The organism is Aerococcus sp. UBA6277, from assembly GCF_002440555.1.
In the GTDB taxonomy this organism is placed as follows: domain Bacteria; phylum Bacillota; class Bacilli; order Lactobacillales; family Aerococcaceae; genus Aerococcus.
The window spans coordinates 48,349-69,364 of sequence record NZ_DJUR01000036.1 but is presented as its reverse complement, the minus strand read 5'-3'; the positions used below and the strand labels follow the sequence as shown (position 1 = coordinate 69,364).

Here is a 21,016-nt window from a genome sequence, read left to right as displayed (position 1 = left end):
TGCTTTTTGTATACCAAAAAAAGCATGAAAGGCGTTTTACCACCCTTTCATGCTTTTAATATTTTCATTAAAGATCAAACAAACTATTCGTTTTTTATCAGGTTAATCACTTTTGGTCGTTCTGTTTTTATTTTAAACTTTAACAATCCAGCCTTCAGGTGCTTCAACGTCACCATTTTGGATACCCACTAATTCATCATACAATTTTTTAGTGATTGGGCCTACTTCATTTTCTGAATAGAATACATGTTTATGGTCATTATGGGTAATAAATGATACTGGTGAAATAACAGCCGCTGTACCACATGCTCCTGCTTCGCTAAAGCGGTCTAAATCATCGATAAAAACATCGCCCTCTTCAACTTCTAAGCCTAAACGATGTTCAGCTAACCAAAGTAATGAGTATTTAGTGATTGACGGTAGGATTGAAGGTGACTTAGGCGTCACAAATTTGTTGGTATCTTTTTCAATACCAAAGAAGTTTGCGGAACCTACTTCTTCAATTTTCGTATGTGTAGCCGGATCTAAATATACAACGTCAGAGTACCCTTGTTCTTTGGCTTCAATTCCTGGCTGTAAACTACCCGCATAGTTTCCACCAACCTTTGCTGCTCCTGTACCATGAGGTGCCGCACGGTCAAATTCAGATGTTGTAAAGGCTGTTGGAACCATACCACCTTTGAAGTAAGGGCCAACAGGCATGGCAAATACTGTGAAGATATATTCTTTTGCTGCATGTACACCAATATTATCCCCTACGCCAATTAAAGTTGGACGTAGATAGAATGCTGCGCCTGTACCATATGGTGGCACATATTCAGCATTTGCTTTAATCACTTCTTTAACCGCATGAATAAAGTCTTCTTCTGGTACTTCAGGCATCACTAAACGGGCTGCTGATGCATTTAAACGTTTCGCATTTTGATCAGGACGAAAGATTTGGATATCGCCTTCTTTTGTTTTAAATGCCTTCAATCCTTCAAAAGCACCTTGTCCGTAATGTAAAATTGGTGCCCCTTCTTCAATCTGGATCGTATTTTCAGTTTCCAAACCACTCTTATACCATTCGCCATCTTTCCAATAGGCACGCCAACGGTATGGTAAGTTTATATATTCAAAACCTAATTCTTCCCAATTGATTTCTACTGTCATGCTACTCATCCTTTCAAATCATATGTTTATATGAAATTCGTGTTGGTTTGGATATCATTCATCTAAGCAAATAAACGCCTCTCACGATTCATTAATATACTATTAGTTTAACACTATTTATGAGAAAAAGGGTAGTTTATTTCTAATAAAAATGAGAATAAATCTCATTTTTAATAATTTTTAATTTTCATAGATAAATAAAAAGTGTTGTCCAATATAGACAACACTTTTTGAAATATATTTAGTAACTAGCGCTTACCAATTTTTATAGGAAACTTGCAACGATTGGTACTAAAACGGCAATCACAATACCAGATATTACCATGGCGATACTAGACATTGCACCTTGGAGTTCATTAATTTTCATTGATTCTGCTGTACCCATGGCGTGACTTGAAGTACCCATAGCTAAACCACGCGCAAAATATGAATCAATTTTTAGCAGTTTGAAGATCCATTCGTTCACCACAACACCAAAGATACCCGTCAAAACAACTGAACCAACAATGATTGGTGTAATACCACCAATTATTTCGGTAATATCAATCGCGATGGCAGTTGTGACTGATTTAGATAGCACTGAACGTAAAATTTCTTCATCCATATTAAAGATAACAGCGACAATCAAGACACTCACAACGGCTGTAATCATAGCTGCCACAACTGTAATAATAATTGTCCAGAAGTTTTCCTTTAAAATGTGCCGTTGTTTATATACAGGAATAGCTAAAGAAATAGTTGCTGGTGTTAACAGATAAGACACAAAGCTCGCGCTTTCTTGGTAAACAGGAACATTTACCTTGCCAACAACTAAGATCGCAATAATTAAAATAACTGCAATTAACAATGGATTGGCAATAGGTGTTTTTAATTTCTTGTTTATCCACATGGCAATCATGTATACACCTAAGGTTAGAAATAAACCGAATGAGGGGAACAAATCAAATAAACTATTCATTATTTTCTCCTCCATTCTTAGCATTCTGACGTTTTTGTAGTGATTGCGCTATAAGACCAGCAACGGCCATTACAAGGATAGTTGTCACCGAAATAATCATAGACCAAGATAATAAATGCGGCTGTAAACTTGACCAAGAGGTAATAAAACCAGCACCTGGCACTACGAACATAGCAGGCATCACGGCAATTAACCATTCACCTACATTTTCAACTTGTTCCAGCTTAATCACACCAGTCATTAAGCAGATAAATAATATAACCATGCCGTAAATCGAGGCTGACAAGGGTAAAGGTAATATGTGTGATAATACTTCAGAGATTAAAGTAATCACAATAATAATAAAGGCTTGCTTAAAATACTTCACTTTTTAAAGCTCCATTCTGTTTAGATTCGGTAAAATTCGCTAAACCATTTTGGCTTTGCGATGATGCATCACGAGGTTAGCATACTCATTTTTGATTGCATGAAAGTCGTCAACTTTTAACCACTCATACATTTTGCCACCATACATCGTCAGTTGTTGTTCAGCAACCGCTGTCCCATCATGCTTTAAGTTAGCGTAATGGTAAACGTAGGCACTAGCTTTCTCTCGCTTTAGATTAAAGTAATCCATCATAGTGCCCACGATATCATCCAATTGCCCATCTGTTAAGGTCATGTGTAGGGCTTTATTTCGCATATTTACGAAGCCAAATAATAAACCCGTATTAAGAAAGATTTCTATATCCGATAGATTTTCTGCATCGCTTGTATGCATTAAATCTAATAGTTTTAGCATATCCACTTTTTCAGCAGATAATTGTAAGTTTTCAGCCATGGCATTAGGGGTTAATGTTTCCTTGGCCTTATTAAAATGTTGTACGAAGGCTTTTGACGAACGTGGTAAGTCTTTGTAGTTGGTTGCCGGTACTACTCTTTCGAAAGTATCGTTGTACACGAAATATTTGCTGCCATCTTTACTGGCTAACTGAAAATCAGCTCCTTCTGGATACCAATAAATACCCGCTACAGTTGGTTCCAGTTCAGCAATTTTATTAATATCGACAAGAAGTACGCTCTTTCCGTCCATAATTTCAGTTTGCGTATCCGTCACAGCAAAAAAACGCCAACCACTATCACTTGGCATCAAGCTCTTTTCACGGAAGGCCCATAATAATGGTTGCTTCCCTTCAAGCAGCGCTACCGAAGCTAAACAATTACCGCCGTTTGGAATCAATTGCTTGGTCATATTTATCCTCCGCATATTGTTGTAGATCAAATGTTGTTGTTGAATAGATTTGTCCTTATCCATTTTAGCATACAAATTGGCAAAAAATAATCATTCATTTGCCGAAAATGTGCGGTTTATAATGGTTGTTAGCGATTTTATAAAGTCAGTTTCTTGATCGATCATTGGGGTATGCCCCGCATCCGGTATAATCATCATTTCTTTTGTCGGTGCTTGAACCTTTTCAATCATTTTTTCTGACTGACTTCTTGGTACTTGGATATCATTTTCCCCAGAAATCAGGTAAAATGGCATACTGAATTCAAGGTCCATTGCATATATGTCTGTCGCTAATAACTCTCGGTACAAGCGCTGGTTGAGTAACATACGGTCCAACATTTCTTGGTCACCTGCCGATAGTTTATCCACCTGATTGGTTAATAATAAAGGTAAATATTGGACAAAATCAGCTGTTCCAAATCCTAATTCACGCTGAACTGACCGTAAAATCGCCGCCTCATAAGCTAAAGTCAAAAAATTTTCCGGGTTTGGATAATCAGTTGGAATCTCACCTAATTGATCAAGTAAATCTTGACGCCCTAAACTTGTCGCCAAATCTCGCGTCTGACTTAAAGCCACTGCCTCATCCTCAACTGGTGTGACCACTTGCCCAATGCCCACATAAAAAGACACATCATCCGGATGTTCAAGCACATAAGAGGCGCCTAACGCCGACCCCCATGAATGACCAATAATGCCCACTTGATCAACCCCATAACGAGCCTTGGTATATGCAACTAAATCTGTTAAAGAAGCCTGTAAATCGACCATATTGGGTTCTACATTTGAATTTGCTTCATAAGTTTGACCCGCACCAATCTGATCCCAAAAAAGTACATTCACCTGATCAGCTAACCCAACTAAAGTATCTGCTTGGTTTGTATAAGAAAAGCCTGGTCCCCCATGGAGGAAAATAGCTACCGGTAATCCTTCACCCTGACCTACCTCATACACATACTGGTCTATGCCATTCAAACGCAGAAAATGACTTTCTTGAATGCCTGAATCTCTCAGCTCAACTGCCGGTAAATCAGCCCATTTTGCATTAAATTGACTCAATGAATCTTCTCCATTGGCCTCAAAATTTTCCGTGAGTAGGGTTGGCTCTTCATCTAAGCTAGTAACTGCCTCATTCACACTTAGCGCATCCAAATCTGCACCTTTATCCTGGTAATTTAACCCACAACCAGTAAGTACAACACTGGTTACCAACAACACAAGCCAATTTTTCATCCTATCTCCCCCTTCTTTCTATCATTATATAGAAAAAGACGCAGTGACAAATCACATACGCCCTTAAAATGAAATGGTAATTAATTATCAGCTTTTTTTTAGTTATTAGTAGAGCAAGTCAGGCTAATCTATTTAAGATTTTTCTCGATTTTCTTTTCAGTTTTCCTCGCTGCTTTAGGTATCACACGATAGTTTTTTCGGATAAATTTTGGGAATTTTTGTTTATTAATAATTTGCATTAAGGTATCAGATGTATAAACTGCAAGCGCAATAGCCAAGGCAGTAAACAGTGTACTTCCTAGTTCAGTATAGCCTTGGGCCGTATTCCCTTGAATAAAGGCTAATGCTGTCCGGTACATGCCACCTCCTGGTACAAAAAGGAAGAAGGCTGGAATAAAGAAAACTGTTACCGGTTCTCGAAAAATACGCGCATACATCTGGGAAATTAATGCAATAACCAAGGAACCAAAATAAGTAGCCATTATTACTGAAAAACCACCGAGATGTAAACTTATCAGATAACTACCCCAACCAGCAATATTAATGAGTGGTGTCCAAAATAGCACTTTTCGTGGCCCTTCAATCGTTAAAATTGCAAACAAACCTACCCCATAAGCACCTATTAATTGTAAAATAATATCCATCACCGTCATTAATAAAAACCTCCAATCAAGGCAAGACCCAGTGCTGCGCCTAGGGCAATCATTAAGGCGTTCAAGAAGGCCTCTGTTGCTCTAGAAACGCCCGCAATGTAGTCTTCGTGAAAAATATCACGTAAGGAGTTCGTAATAGCCGTTCCAGGAACCATTGGCATCAATGTAGAAATAATGACAATATTGATATCTGTATTCGATAATACATAGGCTTGCATTAAATAAGCAGCTACTGTTACAACAAGCGCTTGAATAATATTTGAAAAACCTTCACTAATATAGTATTTATCCACTAGACGGTATAATAAGGCTAAAATTAAACCATTAATTGAAGACAAGATCAACTCGTTAATACCTCCCCCAAAAAGGAAACAGAAGGCTGCAGCTAAACCCACTACCCCGATTGATACTTGTAATTTTGAATATTGGGGCTTCTGGAACCGAATAACCTGTAACCGCTCATAAGCTTCGTCAATTGAAATATTACCTGAAGTTAATTCACGTGAAATATGATTTACTTGGGTAATTTTATTTAAATTGTTAGAACGGCGTGTAATTCTCTTAATACCAGTAAACCCAGAACCTCCAAAAGATGGGTCATCAAGGGTCATATAAAGACCTGTTGAAAGAGAGATTGCCACTGCATATGCGGCATTTGATGTTGTTAATATACGGTTCATCGTATCTTCAACACGGTATGACTCTGCATTACTTTCTGTCATTATTTGCCCAGCTAACAGCGCCGTTTCTAAAATTTTCTTATTTAAATCTACCATTTTGACCCACCCTTTCTCATAATCCACGGCTATTGTACCATAGGTCATCAACAAATAAAGATGCCACTTTCCATGTAAATGTATCCTATTTCAACCTGTCTTCTAATCCAAGCCAGACCAAATTTATGCTATAATTGCCCCGACTAATTAGATGAAGGAGCAATTAAATATGATTACCATGGCAGGCATGATCGGTGTTGGTAAGACTACTTATACCCACCATATGGCAAAAATGTTTCAAGCAGAACCACTTTTTGAAGAAGTATCAGAAAATCCAATTTTGGATGCATACTACAGCGAACCAGCGAAATATGCTTTTTCACTGCAAATTTACTTTTTAAACCAACGCGTTAAAAGTATTAAATGCGGGATGAAATTTGACCGTGCAATATTAGATCGGTCAATTTATGAAGATGCTCTATTCACTCAGGTAAATAATATTAACGGCAATATATCAGATGTAGAATGGCAATTGTACCAAGACTTATTGGCCAATATGATGGACGATGTTCGTATAATTTCAGAATCAACCAATCAATCACCGGAATTACTTGTTTACTTACATGCACCTTTCGATTTAGTCCTTGAGAAAATCAAGCATCGTGGTCGTCCATACGAACAAATAGAAGGGCGACCAGATTTACTAGCCTACTATAAGCAACTACACACCTTATACGATGAATGGTACGCAAACTATGACCATTCAGCTAAAATGGCCATTGATGTTAGCAAATTTGACATTTTAACAAATAAGGACCAAGAAATCGTTGCGAAAAAAATTCAAGATAAGTGGGCAACACTCCAAAAGAATTGATCATTATAATTATTACCACTTGAGCTTTTTTTACTTTGTTAAATCACTTCCATATAAATTCTAATAGCCACGGAAGTTGTGGCGCGGTAAAAACTAATGAAATAATATATGAACTTACCTTAGAATATATGGTTAACATGCCAATATTAGCTTGTTAACCAATATAATGGAAATTGTTCTTTAATATTGATCAGTTAAATATCATATAATGCATATCCTTTGCATGCTATGGATATATCCTTTATGATATAAGTATCAAAGCTTAAGGAGGCTATAAATTATGGCAAAAATTGCAACTGTATTAGCAAACTTATTTGAAGACTCTGAATATACTCAACCAAAGAAAGCCTTAGAAGCAGCAGGACATGATGTAGTAACTATTGGTGTTAAGGCTGGGGAAACTGTTCAAGGTGTAAAAGATGGAACGGAAGTAACCATTGAAAAGGCTATTGATGAAGTGAAAGCTGAAGAATTTGATGCATTGTTCATTCCAGGTGGTTACTCTCCTGACCAATTACGCGCAGATGAGCGTATGTTAGACTTTGTGCGTCATTTCGATAATGATAATAAATGGATTTTCACCATCTGCCATGGTCCTCAATTATTGGTCAATGCCGAAACCTTAAAAGGTAAAGACATTACCGCAGTCAAACAAGTGGCAATTGATGTAAAAAATGCTGGTGCAAATTTCTATGATAAAGAAGTTGTAATCGATGAAGCTGGTAAATTAATTTCAAGTCGTACGCCTGAAGACTTACCTGCATTTGATCAAGCTATTGTCGATGCATTGAAATAAATGATAATTAGCCGAAAGCAAGCGTTGCACCTGAATAGGTGTAGCGCTTTTTTTGATAACACTGTTTATAGAAAAAAAACTACCTCGCAAAAGGTAGTTTTTTGTGCCTTCAACTTATTAGCCAAATATTTTCTTGACCCGTTGAATATAAGGCACTTTGTCTATTCTGACCAGGACTAGGTAGGCAATTAATGACCCTGATAATGCCCCAATGATAAACCTCGGTGTATAGACAAACCAATACATACCTTGGGCAGACCCTGTAAACCAGACCATGATTGGGTAAGAGAGTAAGGACCCAATCAAGCCTGTTCCAATAAATTCGCCTATTATGGCACCAAGATATGTATTCATCCATTTATAACCCACACCAGCCAGAAAGGCCCCAAATACGGCACCAGTAAGTGCTAGCGGTGGAATCCCAAACAAGATCATCCGGAGAATCCCACATGCGAGTGCCATCACTGTCCCGTATATAGGACCCATCAACACAGCAGCAATCACATTCATGACACTAGACATTGGGGCAATCCCTTCCACCCGAAATAGTGGTGAAAGGACAACATCCATGGCTATCATCATGGCTAAGATCGTCATTTTTTGTACTTTATTATTTGTCATCATGTTGGATACCCTCCGGCCAAGTTTCAAAATTAAAAGCCATTTCCCAGAAATTAAATTCCATTCTAGCACTTATGACAAATGCGGAAACCATACTCTCCTTGTTTTCCTGACTAGACTCAGCGTACAGACGGTTCAATAGGGCACATTCCTTTTCGATAGCCTCACTTGCTTCTTCCCCGCCGTATGTCTCAATCCATCTTTGGTAGATTGGAACAGGTGAAGTCACGTTTAATTGTTTTAACCGCTGACCAATTTCAAAATACAGCCAAGAACATGGCAATAAACTAGCCGCCGCAATCGCATCATTATTTTCCACTAACTGCCGGTACATATGTGACACGTAGTGGTAAGCAGTTGGCGCAACGCCGGTTCCTTTTAATTCGTCATCCGTTACCGCCAATTCTTCAAAAAAGTTTGCACGGATGGCTAATTCACCTTCCGCTAAATGGCCGGCATTTTCAAGCATCTGCGTCTTTAACGCAGGCTCCTCAGTAATTTCCGCTACTTTCTCATAAAGTGCTGAAAAGTGACGCAAATAATAAGCATCTTGAATTAAATAGTAACGGAAGTTTTCAATAGGTAACGTCCCATCTTGTAGCTGCAAAATAAAAGGATGTTTGAAACTCCCCTCCCAAAAGGGTCTCGTTTGACTGCGGGCGATTTCTGTAAAAGTATTCTCCATTAAATCATATTCTCCAATCTCATAATCATATTGCCGACGACAATTAAACTCATGCATAAAACAATAGCTGGTGTAGACATTTTCCATTGACGGTACTGGCGGCGCGGCTGGTCTTCAGAGAAACCTCTAGAATACATGGCTTCTGCATACCGGTCCCGCCAATTGAGGGCTAGAAAGATCACTTTCACATAATAGAGAGGTGACCATGGATATAATTTCTTCCCCCTTAATAAACTGGCATCATGCATACTCTTGATTTCCCTTTGAATTTCAGGCACAGCATGTATCACAACCAACAAGCCATAGATAAAAATAGCCGGCACTTTATACTGTTCAAAAATTAGTAAGCAATCTTGTAAGTCAACCGCAACCATAAACCCTATTCCTAAAGCCGCAAAGGCATAGGTTCTAGTGAATAATACCCAAGCGTCATCTAGTCCACTTCCTTGGATATAGACCGACCAAAAAGTGGTTATGGCAGGAATAAAAGGTAGGGCTAATAAAAATACCAGTACACCAAACCGTTTTTTAATAGCTAAGTAGGCTACAACCATCAATAAGACATAAATATTCAGCCAAACCGAATAGGTAAAAGATATTTCAATCGTGAACAAGAATACCAAGGCCAAAATAGCTGGAATCGCTGTTTTCTTCTCTTCCATCAACTATCAAACCTCCTTTAGCACTTGATTGGACAAGTGAATATGATGATCACTTACACCTTCCAGCGGGCCAAGGCGATGAGACACAATCAAGAAATCCGTATCTCTTTTCTTGTCTTCAATCCAATCCGCAAAGTAATCACTGGCTTTCTGGTCCAAACCCGCAAAAGGCTCATCTAGCATTAAAAACTGGTGGTCTAGACTCAATAAGGCGATTAATTGTACCATCTTCTTCTGCCCTTCGCTTAAATGATATAAACTTCGATCTAAAACCTGGCTGATATGCAAGTCTTCAAGTGCCTGCATCTGTCGGTCACGAATTTCACTAGCATCGTCATTTGGAAAGCGTAACTCACTCGCCACTTCCAACGTCACAAATTGTTGGGCTGCATCTTGAACAGCCAGGGTGAGCGATTCATATAAGCTTTTTTTGCCCCAAAAACTTGAAAGTCTCCGATCCTGAAACCGCATCTTGCCCTTGTAAGGGTGGAACTGGGCCATAGACTTTAATAAAGTCGATTTCCCCGCCCCATTATCGCCAGTTAGGGTGGATACTCCCTTCTGAAAAATGAATTTGTCTTGGTTAAGCAAGGTTTTTTCGCCCTGTTTGATTGCAATATTTTCCAAGGTGAAAGCTGATTCGCTGCTAGCTTGACGCCTAGTCAACAATGGGATAGGCGCTTTCTCCGGCAAATCGGCTGCATCTGCTTCAGAAAGTTGCCCGTCTCGCATGATAAAGAATCGATTGATGAGTCCCTTATAGTCAGTCAACTCATGGTCTACCACCACAATCAACTTGCCTTGTTGTCTTAATTTCGCCAACATGTTAATCAAGAAGAGTCTAGATGATGGGTCAATTGATGCAAAGGGTTCGTCTAATAAGAAAACTGGTGGATTGACTGCAATCAAGATGGCTAAGGCCGCTCGCTGCTTCTCTCCACCTGACAGGGTCATCAAGTCTTGCTGTAATAAATGTCTGATACCCAAATCATCAACCGCTTGATTTAAGCGCACTTTGGCCTGGTCATAAGGTAGACCACAATTTTCTAAGGCAAAGAAGCATTCTCGTTCCAGGGTACGCATGGTAAATTGTTGACCCGGATTTTGAAACATCAACCCAATTCTTTGGGTCTTTTCTGGAATGGTATAGTCTGACATCCGCTGGCCATCCACTACAACATCCCCTTGAAAGCTAGCACCATTGAAGCCAGCTAGCGTATGGATGAGGGTGCTTTTCCCGCTACCACTATCACCTGTCAGTAAGATAAAATCGCCTAGATGCCAATCACAAGAAATCCTGTCTAGGATGACGGTCTCATTTTTTCGGACGATCAAGTCCCTAATTTGTACTAAGGCACTCATTGGGCAAGTCCTTTAGCTTGTACCCTGTTGAATAGGCTAACGATTTGTTTAGTTAGAAAGACACCGAAAAATGTTACTGAAATCAGACGAACTAAGAATAAAGCCACAACGAAACCAAGACTATAAGTCGCGTAGCCAAATTTGAAGAATTCAAAGGCGAAACTAAATACCGTTGTCCCAATGGCACCATAAACTAAAGTAGTCGTATCATAGCGTTCGTATTTGGTAACAAAGAAACCCGCTTCAGTACCCAGTCCTTGAATTAAGCCAGAAAGTAACACACCAGCCCCAAAATATGACCCATAAAGCATCTCGGCAAGGGCGGCAAAGACCTCACCTAACAAGGCACTGCCTACTTTCGGAATCAACATACCCGCCACTGGCGCCGCAATCGTCCACATACCAAATAAGATTTCATTGGCAAATGGCGTTAAACCAAACGGTGTTAATAGGGACACTAAAACGGCATACAGGACACCTGCTCCCATAAATACAGCGCCAAATAAGAAAGCTAAAAATGCTAAAAAGATGACGTCGGGCAAGGCCCATTTAAATTTTTCCATCAAAAAAACCCCTTTTCCTATATTTTAAAAAAATAGAGGCATAAGGGGTGAGCAAAAGTGAATTTACTACTTGTTTTAAACACTTTAATAAACTATACAGACACACTTGGTCCAATAGTTTTCGTATCATAAACATTTTTACATTTCCCTTCGCCAGTATTAACTGTGTCAGGTTCAATGGGTATAATCTCAGCTTTCCGCACCCCAAATGTCACTACTATATTCATTTATATTCGATATTACCATATCGATATGAAAAAGGAAACCTAAAAATAACTATTATTTGAGTTATGCAATTTTACATAGCAATATTTATGTTTATCAATTATTTTCCGGTCAACTTTTTATAAAAAATAGCGTCGCATCAAAGTATATAAACTCTGATACGACGCCTTTTATAAGATGGACCGACAGGGGCTCGAACCCTGGACCCACGGATTAAGAGTCCGTTGCTCTACCAACTGAGCTATCAGTCCAAATTCATTAATTTGCCAAATACAATACTAAAATTCTACACCCAATCAAGGAATCTTTCAAGGCATTGTACTTAAAAAATATATATTTATCCTAAATAGCCATCCCTCAAAAAAAGGATGGCTAATTATTTTAAGTATCAAACTTTTTATAACTATACTTTAAAGCACTTTAAGCGAAGGGCATTTAACAACACAGAAACTGAACTCAAGCTCATGGCTGCACCAGCAAACATAGGACTTAGTAATGGGCCACCAAACAGGTAGAGGATACCCATGGCAATTGGAATCCCAACTACATTATAGGCGAAGGCCCAAAAGAGATTTTGTTTAATGTTGAGAATAGTTGCTTTACTCAACTCAACTGATGTTGGTACGTCCATTAAGTCGCTACGCATCAAGACAATATCTGCTGATTCAATGGCTACATCAGTCCCTGAACCAATGGCAATTCCGACATTGGCTTGGGCAAGCGCTGCCCCTGTCCCAATAGCAATCAAAGAGTCCATATTGGGATGTCCTTTAAAGAGGGCTTTAAAACCCACTTTGTAGAAGTCGCGTCCCAAATAGACAACTGGTAAGGTCAGCAACAACTGAATGACCGCAAAATTCATGGCATTGGTCATTGGATTCAAGAATTCAGGTAAGGGTAAACCGCCAAAGGGTAGCATGGGACCCATTGCTATATAAAGTAAAGGCACAGTAAATATGGTAGACCACAAAAAGCGACGCCATAAAGCTTGGATATGGGCGCTTTGACGCTCAGCTTGACTAGGCCCCTCCTGTTCACTGGTTCCTAATTTAGCTTGGTAGCCCGTATCTTCAACTGTACGGACAATATCAGAAACATTTAAGGCCGCCTCATCAAAGGTTACTGTCATTTTTTCAGTGGCTAAATTTACATTCACCGAGGAAACAGCAGCTAATTTACTTACCGATTTCTCAATGGCTTGGGCACAAGACGCGCAGGTCATCCCTTCAATTTCAAAGCTAGTCACCGATAAATTCTTCACCGCCTTATAACCTGCATTCTCAACTGCCTGAGTGATATCAGCCTCTGAAACTTGTTGGTTGTCATAAGTAACCGTTAACTTTTCAGTTGCCAAGTTCACATTCGCAGCATCCATGCCCGTTAACTTGGCGACCGATTTCTCGACCGCTTGCGCACAGGATGCACAAGTCATGCCTTCAATTGTATAAGTATCTTTCATTATAGATTCTCCTTTAGACGAAAATTATTGCGGGTTGGCTGTATAGCCCGCTTCCGCAACAGCAGCCACAATGGCCGCACTATCTACTACTTGATCATCAAATCGGACCGTTAGAACGTTACTTTCAACCGGTACATCCGCCACTTCAACACCTTTTAAGCCAGTTACTTCCTTTTCAATACGCGCCTTGCAGTGGGCACACGACATATCTGGAATTAAATAAGTTTTCGTATTCATGTTAAATCGCGCCTTGTTTATGTATGTGTTTCATTTGTTTACATTTGTAATCTTAATAAACTAAATATACCTCGACTGATTACACTTGTCAACGATAAAGTCAACATTTTTTAATTTCCTGAAATAATGAAGGCTAACTAGCTCATATAGTGAATTTTTTATCATCAATTTGACTCATCTAAAACTACTCCTACTAATGCTTGATTTCCCTCCTAGTTTCGTAAGTGCAAATCATTTCAATTTCATCTAAACTTTGATAATTACTTAAAAGAAAAAAGCAGGACTATCAAAGCCCCGCTTGTGAATATCTTATAAATGTTGTATCTAATTAGCTATTCCAGATATCGTCTAAAATGTTTGTTTGCGTACGGTCTGGACCCACAGAGAATGTCGCAATATTTACACCAACTAATTCCGATACACGTTCAACATATTGACGTGCGTTTGCTGGTAATTCTTCTAAAGATTTACAAGCAGTAATATCTTCAGACCAACCTGGTAACTCTTCATAAACTGGTGTACATTCAGCTAATTGTTGCAAACTAGCTGGATAATGTTCAATACGTGTACCATCTGCTGTTTCATAGGCAACGCAAATTTTTACAGTTTCTAACCCTGACAATACATCAATTGAATTCAATGATAAATCAGTTAATCCAGAGATACGCTTAGAGTGACGCATCACAACAGAGTCGAACCAACCCACACGGCGTGGACGGCCAGTAGTTGTACCAAATTCGCGCCCAACTTCTCTGATTTGATCACCAACTGCATCAAATAATTCAGTTGGGAAGGCACCTTCACCAACACGAGAAGTATAAGCTTTCGCTACACCCACAACTTTATTAAAGCGTGTTGGTCCAACACCAGTACCAACTGTCGCACCACCTGAAACTGGATTAGATGAAGTAACGTAAGGGTATGTCCCTTGGTCAATATCCAACAGGTTTCCTTGAGCACCTTCAAATAACACATTTTCGCCGCGATCTAAGAAGTCATTAATAATCACTGAAGTGTCTGCTACATAACCTTTGATTTCTTGGCCATAAGCGTAGTATTCGGCATAGACTTCTTCAAAGTCTAAAGGTTGACCGCCATAGATTTTGGTAATAATTTGATTATTATAATCAAGATTGGCTTTTAACTTCGTTGCAAAAGTATCTTTTTCCAATAAGTCACACATACGAATACCGCTACGGCTAGCTTTTTCAGTATAAGCTGGTCCAATACCTTTAATTGTTGTACCAATCTTGTCGTCGCCCTTAGCTTCTTCTTGAAGACGGTCCAACTCAATATGATAAGGTAAAATCACATGGGCACGATCTGAAATACGTAAGCCGCTCACATCAATGCCATGGTCCTTTAGGTAATTCAATTCTTTAATCAATGCTTTCGGGTTTACAACAACGCCGTTTCCGATGACAGATAACTTCTCAGATGAAAAGATACCTGATGGAATTAAGTGTAATGCGTACTTGGTGCCGTCAAATTGAATCGTGTGACCTGCGTTGTCCCCACCTTGGTAACGTACGATCACAGATGCATCTTTGGCTAGGAAATCGGTAATTTTACCTTTACCTTCGTCTCCCCACTGTGTACCTACTACGACAATCCCTGACATAAATGATTTTCCTCTCTGTTATGCAAACATTTCGTCATCAGTTCTAAAACTCACTGATGAGAATTTGTTAAATTCTTTTGTAAAAATAAGTTTCACTGTTCCACGCGCACCGGACCGGTTTTTCTCGATAATAACCTCTACGATATTATCTTCCAATCTCGGTTCGCTACCACCATCATCATCTTCGCCCTCGCCACGTTCGTAATAATCATCACGATATAGGAAGGCGACGATATCCGCATCCTGCTCAATCGATCCCGACTCACGAATGTCAGAAAGGACGGGACGTTTATCCTGTCGCTGTTCCACACCACGTGATAACTGAGATAAGGCGATTACAGGTACGTGTAATTCTTTGGCGATTTTCTTTAATTGTCGCGAAATATCAGATACTTCCTGTTGTCTGTTTTCATTTCGTTTACCAGACCCCTCAATTAATTGAAGGTAGTCTATCACAATTAAGTCTAGCCGCCCCCGTTCTTTAAGTAGACGCCTACTCTTAGAACGGATTTCGGTTACCCTAATACCTGGTGTATCATCAATATAAATATCCGCTTCTGATAGCGCCCCTGAAGCAACGATCAAATCTGACCATTCATCTTCAGTTAATTGTCCAGTCCTTAAATGACCCGCATTTATACTACCTTCCGCACAAATCATACGATTTACCAGGGATCCAGCCCCCATCTCCAAAGAAAAGACTGCGACAACACCATCTTGCTTAGTCGCCACATTCTGTGCGATATTCAAAGCAAAGGCTGTCTTACCAACGGCCGGACGTGCTGCCAGAATAATCAACTCTTCTGGTTGCAACCCGGCTGTCATCGCATCTAGATCAGGGTAACCAGTTGGAATACCAGTTACATCCTGACCATTTTTAGATAAATCATCTAAATTTTGCATAGACTCGAACACGACATCTCGAATATGGATAAACCCATTTCGATTTCGGTTCTCTGCTACGTTTAAAATAGACTTCTCAGCCTCATCTAAAATGACAGATACTGACTCTTCTTGCTCAAAACTCTCGCGGGCAATCTTATTAGAAGCTTGAATCAGCTTTCTCAATAAAGACTTCTCTTCAACTATGCGGGCATAGTATTCCGCGTTCGCTGCAGTCGGCGTATCATTTGCCAATTGGAAAATATACTCATAGCCGCCAACATTCTCAAGCATATGCATGTTATTTAATTTTTGTTGAACCGTCAACGCATCAATAGCCTCATCATCCCGGTTCAGTTCTTCCATCGCTTCAAAAATAAGTTGGTTTGCACGACTATAAAAATCATCGGCAGAAACATACTCCAGCACTGAAATGAACACATCGGAATCAAGTAAGATGGCACCGAGCACAGCTTGCTCAGCCTCTATACTTTGAGGCGGTGTTGTATGATCTAAATTCTCCGCCAAATCAGCACCTCCATCACCTAACTATTATACTAAAAAACATAAGCACATTGATATAAAAATTGAATAAAATAGGAGGCCAGGAATCCATCCTAGCCTCCAATATATAGGTAGACTAGCCCTATTCTTCGACGATATGTACGCGAATAGTAGCTTCAACCTCATGATGCAATTTTACTGGTACATTTGTGTAACCAAATGAACGGATTGGTTCGTCCAAGTCCATTTTGCGTTTATCTAATTTAATACCGTATTGTTTCAACATAGCAGTAGCAATTTGTTTAGATGGGACTGAACCGAATAAACGGCCATCTTCTCCACCCTTAGCTTTAATCGTTACAACTGTTTTTTCGTCTTCGATTTTCGCTTTTAAATCTTTTGCTTCTTGTAATTTTTCTTGCGCTTGCTTCTCGTTGGCTTTTTCTTTACCACGTTGCGCAGAAACAGCACTTGCTGTGGCTTCTTTAGCTAAACCTTTTTTCAATAAAAAGTTTTGTGCATAGCCATTAGGGACTTCTTTTACTTGACCCTTTTTACCTTGATTTTTAACATCTTGTAGAAAAATAACCTTCATAATTATTCATCCTCCTCATCTTTATCCATAATAACAGATTTTAACATGTCTACTGCTTCAGAGACAGTCACATCTGAAATTTGTGTAGCAGCATTCGATAAATGACCACCGCCACCTAACTCTTCCATTGTACGTTGAACATTAATCGTTCCAAGACTACGTGCAGAAATACCTACACGACCATCTTCTCTTAAGTAAACCACAAAAGACGCATCCACATTACGCATAGATAACAAAGTATCCGCTGCTTGAGCAGCCGTAACTGAGTCATAGACATCGTCATCTCCACCACTAGCAATACCCAGATTGCCAGAAATCAATTCAACATTTTCAATTAATTGATTACGTTTAATATAGTCCGTTAAGTCCTCTTTCAATAGGTTTTGAATCATAAATGAATCAGCACCTACAGATTTTAAGTAACTAGCCGCATCAAAAGTTCTTGACCCTGTACGGAGAGAGAAATTTCGTGTATCCACAATCATACCCGCTAACATAGCAGTTGCTTCAATTCGTTTGATTGGTTCACTTTCTTGATTTTGATACTCGAAAAACTCTGTAATTAACTCACTTGCAGAAGAAGCATAAGGCTCAATATATTCTAACAATACATTATCCGGCACTTCTTCACCCTTACGGTGGTGGTCAATAATAATAACAGGTCTATTCGGTGTAATCAAGTCTGGTGCAATGGTAATTGACGGACGATGCACATCCACCAAGAATAATAATGAATCCTGTGCCATCAACTCTTCTGCCTGTTCAGGCGAGATGATTGACTCCGCAATTGATTCATCTTTACGAAGTTCTACCAATAAACGTTCAATATCATCATTAATACGACTTTCATCGATAATCACATAACAAATTTGATTATTCATTTGAGCAATACGACGAATACCCAAGCAGGCACCAACAGCATCCATATCTGGGTAATCATGCCCCATAACGAATACGGAAGATGTATTTTGAATCATTGTTGAAATAGTATTGGCGATTTGACGTGAACGCACACGTGTACGTTTCTCCATCGGGTTCGTCTTACCACCATAATAACGCGCTTTTTGATTTTTAGTACGGACAACGACTTGGTCACCCCCACGACTTTGCGCAAGGTCCAAGTTTGACTGTGCTTGGTCAGAAATATCATCCACATCAATAACATCATCTTTCTCTTGGTATGAGATCCCCATAGAAATTGTTAATGGCGTATTAGCCTTTGATGTCTTCTCACGAAGGTTATCAACGACCACAAACTTGTTCTCTTCCATTCGAGACAACTGACCATAAGTTGATACCAGTAAGAAATGATCATCATCCAAACGTTTAATGTAAGAATCATAGTTTTTAGCCCACTTAGACAAGTCACTCGTTACCAAGTTGTCAATCGTAGATTTTCTTCTATCATTCATTGAAGATACCGTTTCATCATAATTATCGATCACAATATGACCAATGACAATACGCCCAAGGTCAGCATTCTCAGCAATAACCCCGTACTTGGTTGCATCAATAAAGTACATAGCATGCTCATCCCTTAAATAAGTGACCTCGAAATGTGCATTCTTCCACTGAAATCGTTTAGATTTCAATGACGGGTCTTCCTGAAATTCCTTGTACAATTCAAAAATCTCTTCATCTAAATCATTTATATTTAAGCCAATGATTTCCTTCTGGTAGAAGTACTTTTGTAAAAAGGGATTTACCCATTCAATTGTTGGGTCATTTTCATCGAAGACAATAATACCGATAGGCATCTTCAATAAAATTTCACTTTGCACAGATTTAATCTGGTTACCTAATCCTAATATATATTCACTCAAAGCGGTTAACATCTGGACCAAAGCAAAACCAAGCAAACCTATCACAACAACAATCAAACTAACAATTACAAAACCCATTTGTAAACTAACTGTTGCACTAAGACCAATCACGATAATCAATAATAATAGCGCAATAATAAGTGGCCATATAATTGCCGACTTCAATAAGAAAGAAGGAATTTTAGACTGCCAATTCTCTCTTTTCATAATAATCTCCTTTAGGTCAAAATTCGATATTTTAACATATACCATTTTAACACAATCTTAAAAAACAATCATTTTTATATATTTTAAGTTTTTACAAACATATGTTCTTATATATTGTTTCACGTGAAACAATCAAATAATATCTAATCATAATGGAACTATTGAGTTCTGAATGAAAAATTGTAATATGTCCATATTCTATAAAAATCCTATGTCTTATAAAATTAATCTAAAACTCTATTGTCTATGCATTTTGAAAATAGATAAGCACCTACAGTAGATTTGATGTTGTTTCTGGGAGCGAAATATGAATGTTTTATCACAATAAGTAAGTAGAAAAGAAATATAGCTCCCCTTTAAGTCGCTACCATCATGTCTTATTAATAATATCAAAGTCAAAACTTCTTTAAGAATACTCCATATGAAGATTTCACGTGAAACATTCATATAAATATCGCGAATCCTCAAGATTGCTTGTTTTATAATGTTTATTCTTTCCAATACGGAAATCTTCTCACAGTCCACTAATAAATACTTCTAATGATGACATATGTCATTCTATTAACTCCCCTTAGCTTTAACTTATCCGCATAGCAAGTTTTCCTAAAGTGAATTGATTTTTATACCGTCCTATCCACTCTCACTAGAAGCTATTTATTCATCGCACATCAAAGTGATGAATGAAAGTAACTATCCAGTAGCTGGTTGCAAATTAGAATGTGTGGAGTCAAATCTTTCTTTTTCATCATTACCTGCATTCATTATTTATTAGCTATACCAACTATCATTGATAACATAAGAAAAAGAGGGATACAAATTTGTAAATCTTTGTAATAATCATAGGCTTCTGCTGATAGTTTAGTTTATTAGTACCGTAATAGTTTAATGATTAACTAACGGATATCATTACAATTAAATGAATGCAATACTACATAGAATCTCTCATTGTTACTATGAATGGATATTGGAATAACCCGACTATGAATGATGTTTCACGTGAAACATCATCAAGATCAAATTGACTTTAAGTTTATTGAAGTAGCTGCTATATGATCTTAAATCAACAGAGCACACCATATGATTAGTCAATTCTATGTTAATTAGAAATCTAACTTACAAGCTATTGGGTACTACTAATTACTCAACACATCAATACATCAACACATCAACACATGGCATTATCTATTAAATCTAAAATTAATTGAAGTTACTTGTGGTTTACTACTATAGAATTTTTTTAATATAGCCCGCCCCCGCCGCCTGCTGCGCATCTAAAAAATAAGTATTTATATCACAGAAAACTCGATATACTGCATTAATCTTTTACCACTATTATTGACATATCATTACCATTACCATTACCTTTTCCTATATATAAGTCCTATTAATCTTAAAAAAACTTCTATTTACATCAGAATAATACTAATAAATTTTTTTTGGACGATTGTTTCACGTGAAACATACGAAAATAGGATAATTTTATCAGTGTTTATAAAAAAACTTTTTTAAAGTAAACATAGTGAATAACTATAAAACATTGTAATTTATAAACTAAAAAACTATAGCATCAGCCACGAGTGACTAATAATTAATTCAAATTTATCTAATATTGACTTAGTACGGTGAGAACTAATACTTTTTCTCTTTAAACATGATTTGGAAAGAAATACCCAGCTAGAATTAGTCTGTTTGTATAAGGATTATAAGCCTAAGGCATTTAATTTTTGCCACGCATAGAGGGATAATTAATACTAAAGCGGAATGTTTCACGTGAAACATTCCGCTACCTTATTAAAAAAACCTAGTTAAAGTTAACTCAACATCTAAAATAATATAAGTCATTCTATAATCACAGAAACTGTTGTCACTAATTATAGTAGACGATCTGTTTTACTTTTAACAGGTATATGGAATGATG

General features: G+C 38.1%; 19 protein-coding genes, 1 tRNA gene, 2 pseudogenes and 1 riboswitch. Of the genes and pseudogenes, 2 read left to right on the top strand and 20 right to left on the bottom strand.

What is annotated here, in order from left to right:
* Positions 1-132 precede the first annotated feature (132 nt).
* From B2V22_RS06600 to B2V22_RS06570, 7 genes are all read right to left on the bottom strand, one after another.
* Positions 133-1,152, bottom strand: coding sequence for a branched-chain amino acid aminotransferase (locus B2V22_RS06600; protein ID WP_290491278.1), 1,020 nt, complete (start codon positions 1,150-1,152; stop codon positions 133-135).
* Between the two features lie 265 nt (positions 1,153-1,417).
* Positions 1,418-2,110 (bottom strand): LrgB family protein, encoded by a 693-nt coding sequence (locus tag B2V22_RS06595; protein ID WP_290491276.1) that lies wholly within the window; start codon positions 2,108-2,110, stop codon positions 1,418-1,420.
* Positions 2,103-2,477, bottom strand: a complete 375-nt coding sequence (locus tag B2V22_RS06590) for a CidA/LrgA family protein (protein WP_290491274.1) — start codon at positions 2,475-2,477, stop codon at positions 2,103-2,105. The genes B2V22_RS06595 and B2V22_RS06590 overlap by 8 nt, the downstream gene beginning before the upstream one ends.
* Before the next feature lie 39 nt (positions 2,478-2,516).
* Positions 2,517-3,341: an immunity protein Imm33 domain-containing protein gene (locus B2V22_RS06585; RefSeq protein ID WP_290491272.1), complete on the bottom strand. Its 825-nt coding sequence runs from the start codon at positions 3,339-3,341 to the stop codon at positions 2,517-2,519.
* Between the two features lie 90 nt (positions 3,342-3,431).
* Positions 3,432-4,613 (bottom strand): alpha/beta fold hydrolase, encoded by a 1,182-nt coding sequence (locus tag B2V22_RS06580; protein WP_290491271.1) that lies wholly within the window; start codon positions 4,611-4,613, stop codon positions 3,432-3,434.
* A gap of 128 nt (positions 4,614-4,741) precedes the next feature.
* On the bottom strand, positions 4,742-5,266 hold the full coding sequence (locus tag B2V22_RS06575; RefSeq protein ID WP_290491269.1) for a threonine/serine exporter family protein: 525 nt from the start codon (positions 5,264-5,266) through the stop codon (positions 4,742-4,744).
* Complete coding sequence (locus tag B2V22_RS06570) at positions 5,266-6,042, bottom strand: threonine/serine ThrE exporter family protein (RefSeq protein WP_290491268.1); 777 nt, start codon at positions 6,040-6,042, stop codon at positions 5,266-5,268. Before B2V22_RS06570 ends, B2V22_RS06575 begins: the two co-directional genes overlap by 1 nt.
* Positions 6,043-6,211: 169 nt before the next feature.
* Between B2V22_RS06570 and B2V22_RS06565 the strand changes: the two genes are divergently transcribed.
* Together B2V22_RS06565 and B2V22_RS06560 are read left to right on the top strand one after the other, a co-directional pair.
* On the top strand, positions 6,212-6,856 hold the full coding sequence (locus tag B2V22_RS06565; RefSeq protein ID WP_290491266.1) for a deoxynucleoside kinase: 645 nt from the start codon (positions 6,212-6,214) through the stop codon (positions 6,854-6,856).
* A 280-nt stretch (positions 6,857-7,136) separates the two neighbouring features.
* Positions 7,137-7,652, top strand: coding sequence for a type 1 glutamine amidotransferase domain-containing protein (locus B2V22_RS06560; RefSeq protein WP_290491264.1), 516 nt, complete (start codon positions 7,137-7,139; stop codon positions 7,650-7,652).
* A gap of 117 nt (positions 7,653-7,769) precedes the next feature.
* On the opposite strand, the gene thiW is transcribed toward B2V22_RS06560, so the two are convergent.
* The 13 genes and pseudogenes from thiW to B2V22_RS06500 all read right to left on the bottom strand — a co-directional run bounded on the left by thiW (position 7,770) and on the right by B2V22_RS06500 (position 19,098).
* The gene (thiW, locus tag B2V22_RS06555; RefSeq protein WP_290491306.1) at positions 7,770-8,273 is read right to left on the bottom strand and encodes an energy coupling factor transporter S component ThiW; all 504 of its coding nucleotides are present in this window, start codon (positions 8,271-8,273) and stop codon (positions 7,770-7,772) included.
* Entirely contained in the window at positions 8,263-8,958 is a 696-nt protein-coding gene (gene tenA / locus B2V22_RS06550; RefSeq protein ID WP_290491263.1) for a thiaminase II, read from the bottom strand. Before tenA ends, thiW begins: the two co-directional genes overlap by 11 nt.
* Positions 8,958-9,620, bottom strand: coding sequence for an energy-coupling factor transporter transmembrane component T family protein (locus B2V22_RS06545; RefSeq protein ID WP_290491262.1), 663 nt, complete (start codon positions 9,618-9,620; stop codon positions 8,958-8,960). Before B2V22_RS06545 ends, tenA begins: the two co-directional genes overlap by 1 nt.
* Before the next feature lie 6 nt (positions 9,621-9,626).
* Positions 9,627-10,982 carry an ABC transporter ATP-binding protein gene (locus tag B2V22_RS06540; protein ID WP_290491261.1) on the bottom strand — a complete coding sequence of 452 codons (1,356 nt, stop codon included), beginning with the start codon at positions 10,980-10,982 and terminating at the stop codon, positions 9,627-9,629.
* The gene (locus B2V22_RS06535) at positions 10,979-11,545 is read right to left on the bottom strand and encodes an ECF transporter S component (RefSeq protein WP_290491259.1); all 567 of its coding nucleotides are present in this window, start codon (positions 11,543-11,545) and stop codon (positions 10,979-10,981) included. Before B2V22_RS06535 ends, B2V22_RS06540 begins: the two co-directional genes overlap by 4 nt.
* A gap of 128 nt (positions 11,546-11,673) precedes the next feature.
* Positions 11,674-11,762, bottom strand: a riboswitch (TPP riboswitch).
* Positions 11,763-11,948: 186 nt separating this feature from the next.
* Positions 11,949-12,021, bottom strand: a tRNA-Lys gene (locus B2V22_RS06530).
* Between the two features lie 152 nt (positions 12,022-12,173).
* Positions 12,174-12,509, bottom strand: a pseudogene (locus B2V22_RS08510) (heavy metal translocating P-type ATPase); the annotation flags it as partial.
* 324 nt (positions 12,510-12,833) lie between these two features.
* Positions 12,834-13,229, bottom strand: a pseudogene (locus B2V22_RS08505) (copper ion binding protein); the annotation flags it as partial.
* A gap of 24 nt (positions 13,230-13,253) precedes the next feature.
* Positions 13,254-13,466, bottom strand: coding sequence for a heavy-metal-associated domain-containing protein (locus B2V22_RS06520; protein ID WP_111856435.1), 213 nt, complete (start codon positions 13,464-13,466; stop codon positions 13,254-13,256).
* A gap of 328 nt (positions 13,467-13,794) precedes the next feature.
* The gene (locus tag B2V22_RS06515; protein WP_290491256.1) at positions 13,795-15,087 is read right to left on the bottom strand and encodes an adenylosuccinate synthase; all 1,293 of its coding nucleotides are present in this window, start codon (positions 15,085-15,087) and stop codon (positions 13,795-13,797) included.
* A gap of 18 nt (positions 15,088-15,105) precedes the next feature.
* Positions 15,106-16,497 (bottom strand): replicative DNA helicase, encoded by a 1,392-nt coding sequence (gene dnaB, locus B2V22_RS06510; protein ID WP_290491254.1) that lies wholly within the window; start codon positions 16,495-16,497, stop codon positions 15,106-15,108.
* A gap of 118 nt (positions 16,498-16,615) precedes the next feature.
* Positions 16,616-17,068 carry a 50S ribosomal protein L9 gene (gene rplI / locus B2V22_RS06505; RefSeq protein WP_290491252.1) on the bottom strand — a complete coding sequence of 151 codons (453 nt, stop codon included), beginning with the start codon at positions 17,066-17,068 and terminating at the stop codon, positions 16,616-16,618.
* A gap of 2 nt (positions 17,069-17,070) precedes the next feature.
* Entirely contained in the window at positions 17,071-19,098 is a 2,028-nt protein-coding gene (locus B2V22_RS06500; RefSeq protein ID WP_290491250.1) for a DHH family phosphoesterase, read from the bottom strand.
* Between the last annotated feature and the right edge of the window lie 1,918 nt (positions 19,099-21,016).

What these genes read in the sequence shown, in the direction of transcription:
- B2V22_RS06600 (WP_290491278.1), bottom strand. Translation starts at nt 1,152, where the DNA reads ATGACAGTAGAAATCAATTGGGAAGAATTAGGTTTTGAATATATAAAC.
- B2V22_RS06595 (WP_290491276.1), bottom strand. Translation starts at nt 2,110, where the DNA reads ATGAATAGTTTATTTGATTTGTTCCCCTCATTCGGTTTATTTCTAACC.
- B2V22_RS06585 (WP_290491272.1), bottom strand. Translation starts at nt 3,341, where the DNA reads ATGACCAAGCAATTGATTCCAAACGGCGGTAATTGTTTAGCTTCGGTA.
- B2V22_RS06580 (WP_290491271.1), bottom strand. Translation starts at nt 4,613, where the DNA reads ATGAAAAATTGGCTTGTGTTGTTGGTAACCAGTGTTGTACTTACTGGT.
- B2V22_RS06575 (WP_290491269.1), bottom strand. Translation starts at nt 5,266, where the DNA reads ATGACGGTGATGGATATTATTTTACAATTAATAGGTGCTTATGGGGTA.
- B2V22_RS06570 (WP_290491268.1), bottom strand. Translation starts at nt 6,042, where the DNA reads ATGGTAGATTTAAATAAGAAAATTTTAGAAACGGCGCTGTTAGCTGGG.
- B2V22_RS06565 (WP_290491266.1), top strand. Translation starts at nt 6,212, where the DNA reads ATGATTACCATGGCAGGCATGATCGGTGTTGGTAAGACTACTTATACC.
- B2V22_RS06560 (WP_290491264.1), top strand. Translation starts at nt 7,137, where the DNA reads ATGGCAAAAATTGCAACTGTATTAGCAAACTTATTTGAAGACTCTGAA.
- thiW (WP_290491306.1), bottom strand. Translation starts at nt 8,273, where the DNA reads ATGACAAATAATAAAGTACAAAAAATGACGATCTTAGCCATGATGATA.
- tenA (WP_290491263.1), bottom strand. Translation starts at nt 8,958, where the DNA reads ATGGAGAATACTTTTACAGAAATCGCCCGCAGTCAAACGAGACCCTTT.
- B2V22_RS06545 (WP_290491262.1), bottom strand. Translation starts at nt 9,620, where the DNA reads ATGGAAGAGAAGAAAACAGCGATTCCAGCTATTTTGGCCTTGGTATTC.
- B2V22_RS06540 (WP_290491261.1), bottom strand. Translation starts at nt 10,982, where the DNA reads ATGAGTGCCTTAGTACAAATTAGGGACTTGATCGTCCGAAAAAATGAG.
- B2V22_RS06535 (WP_290491259.1), bottom strand. Translation starts at nt 11,545, where the DNA reads ATGGAAAAATTTAAATGGGCCTTGCCCGACGTCATCTTTTTAGCATTT.
- B2V22_RS06520 (WP_111856435.1), bottom strand. Translation starts at nt 13,466, where the DNA reads ATGAATACGAAAACTTATTTAATTCCAGATATGTCGTGTGCCCACTGC.
- B2V22_RS06515 (WP_290491256.1), bottom strand. Translation starts at nt 15,087, where the DNA reads ATGTCAGGGATTGTCGTAGTAGGTACACAGTGGGGAGACGAAGGTAAA.
- rplI (WP_290491252.1), bottom strand. Translation starts at nt 17,068, where the DNA reads ATGAAGGTTATTTTTCTACAAGATGTTAAAAATCAAGGTAAAAAGGGT.
- B2V22_RS06500 (WP_290491250.1), bottom strand. Translation starts at nt 19,098, where the DNA reads ATGAAAAGAGAGAATTGGCAGTCTAAAATTCCTTCTTTCTTATTGAAG.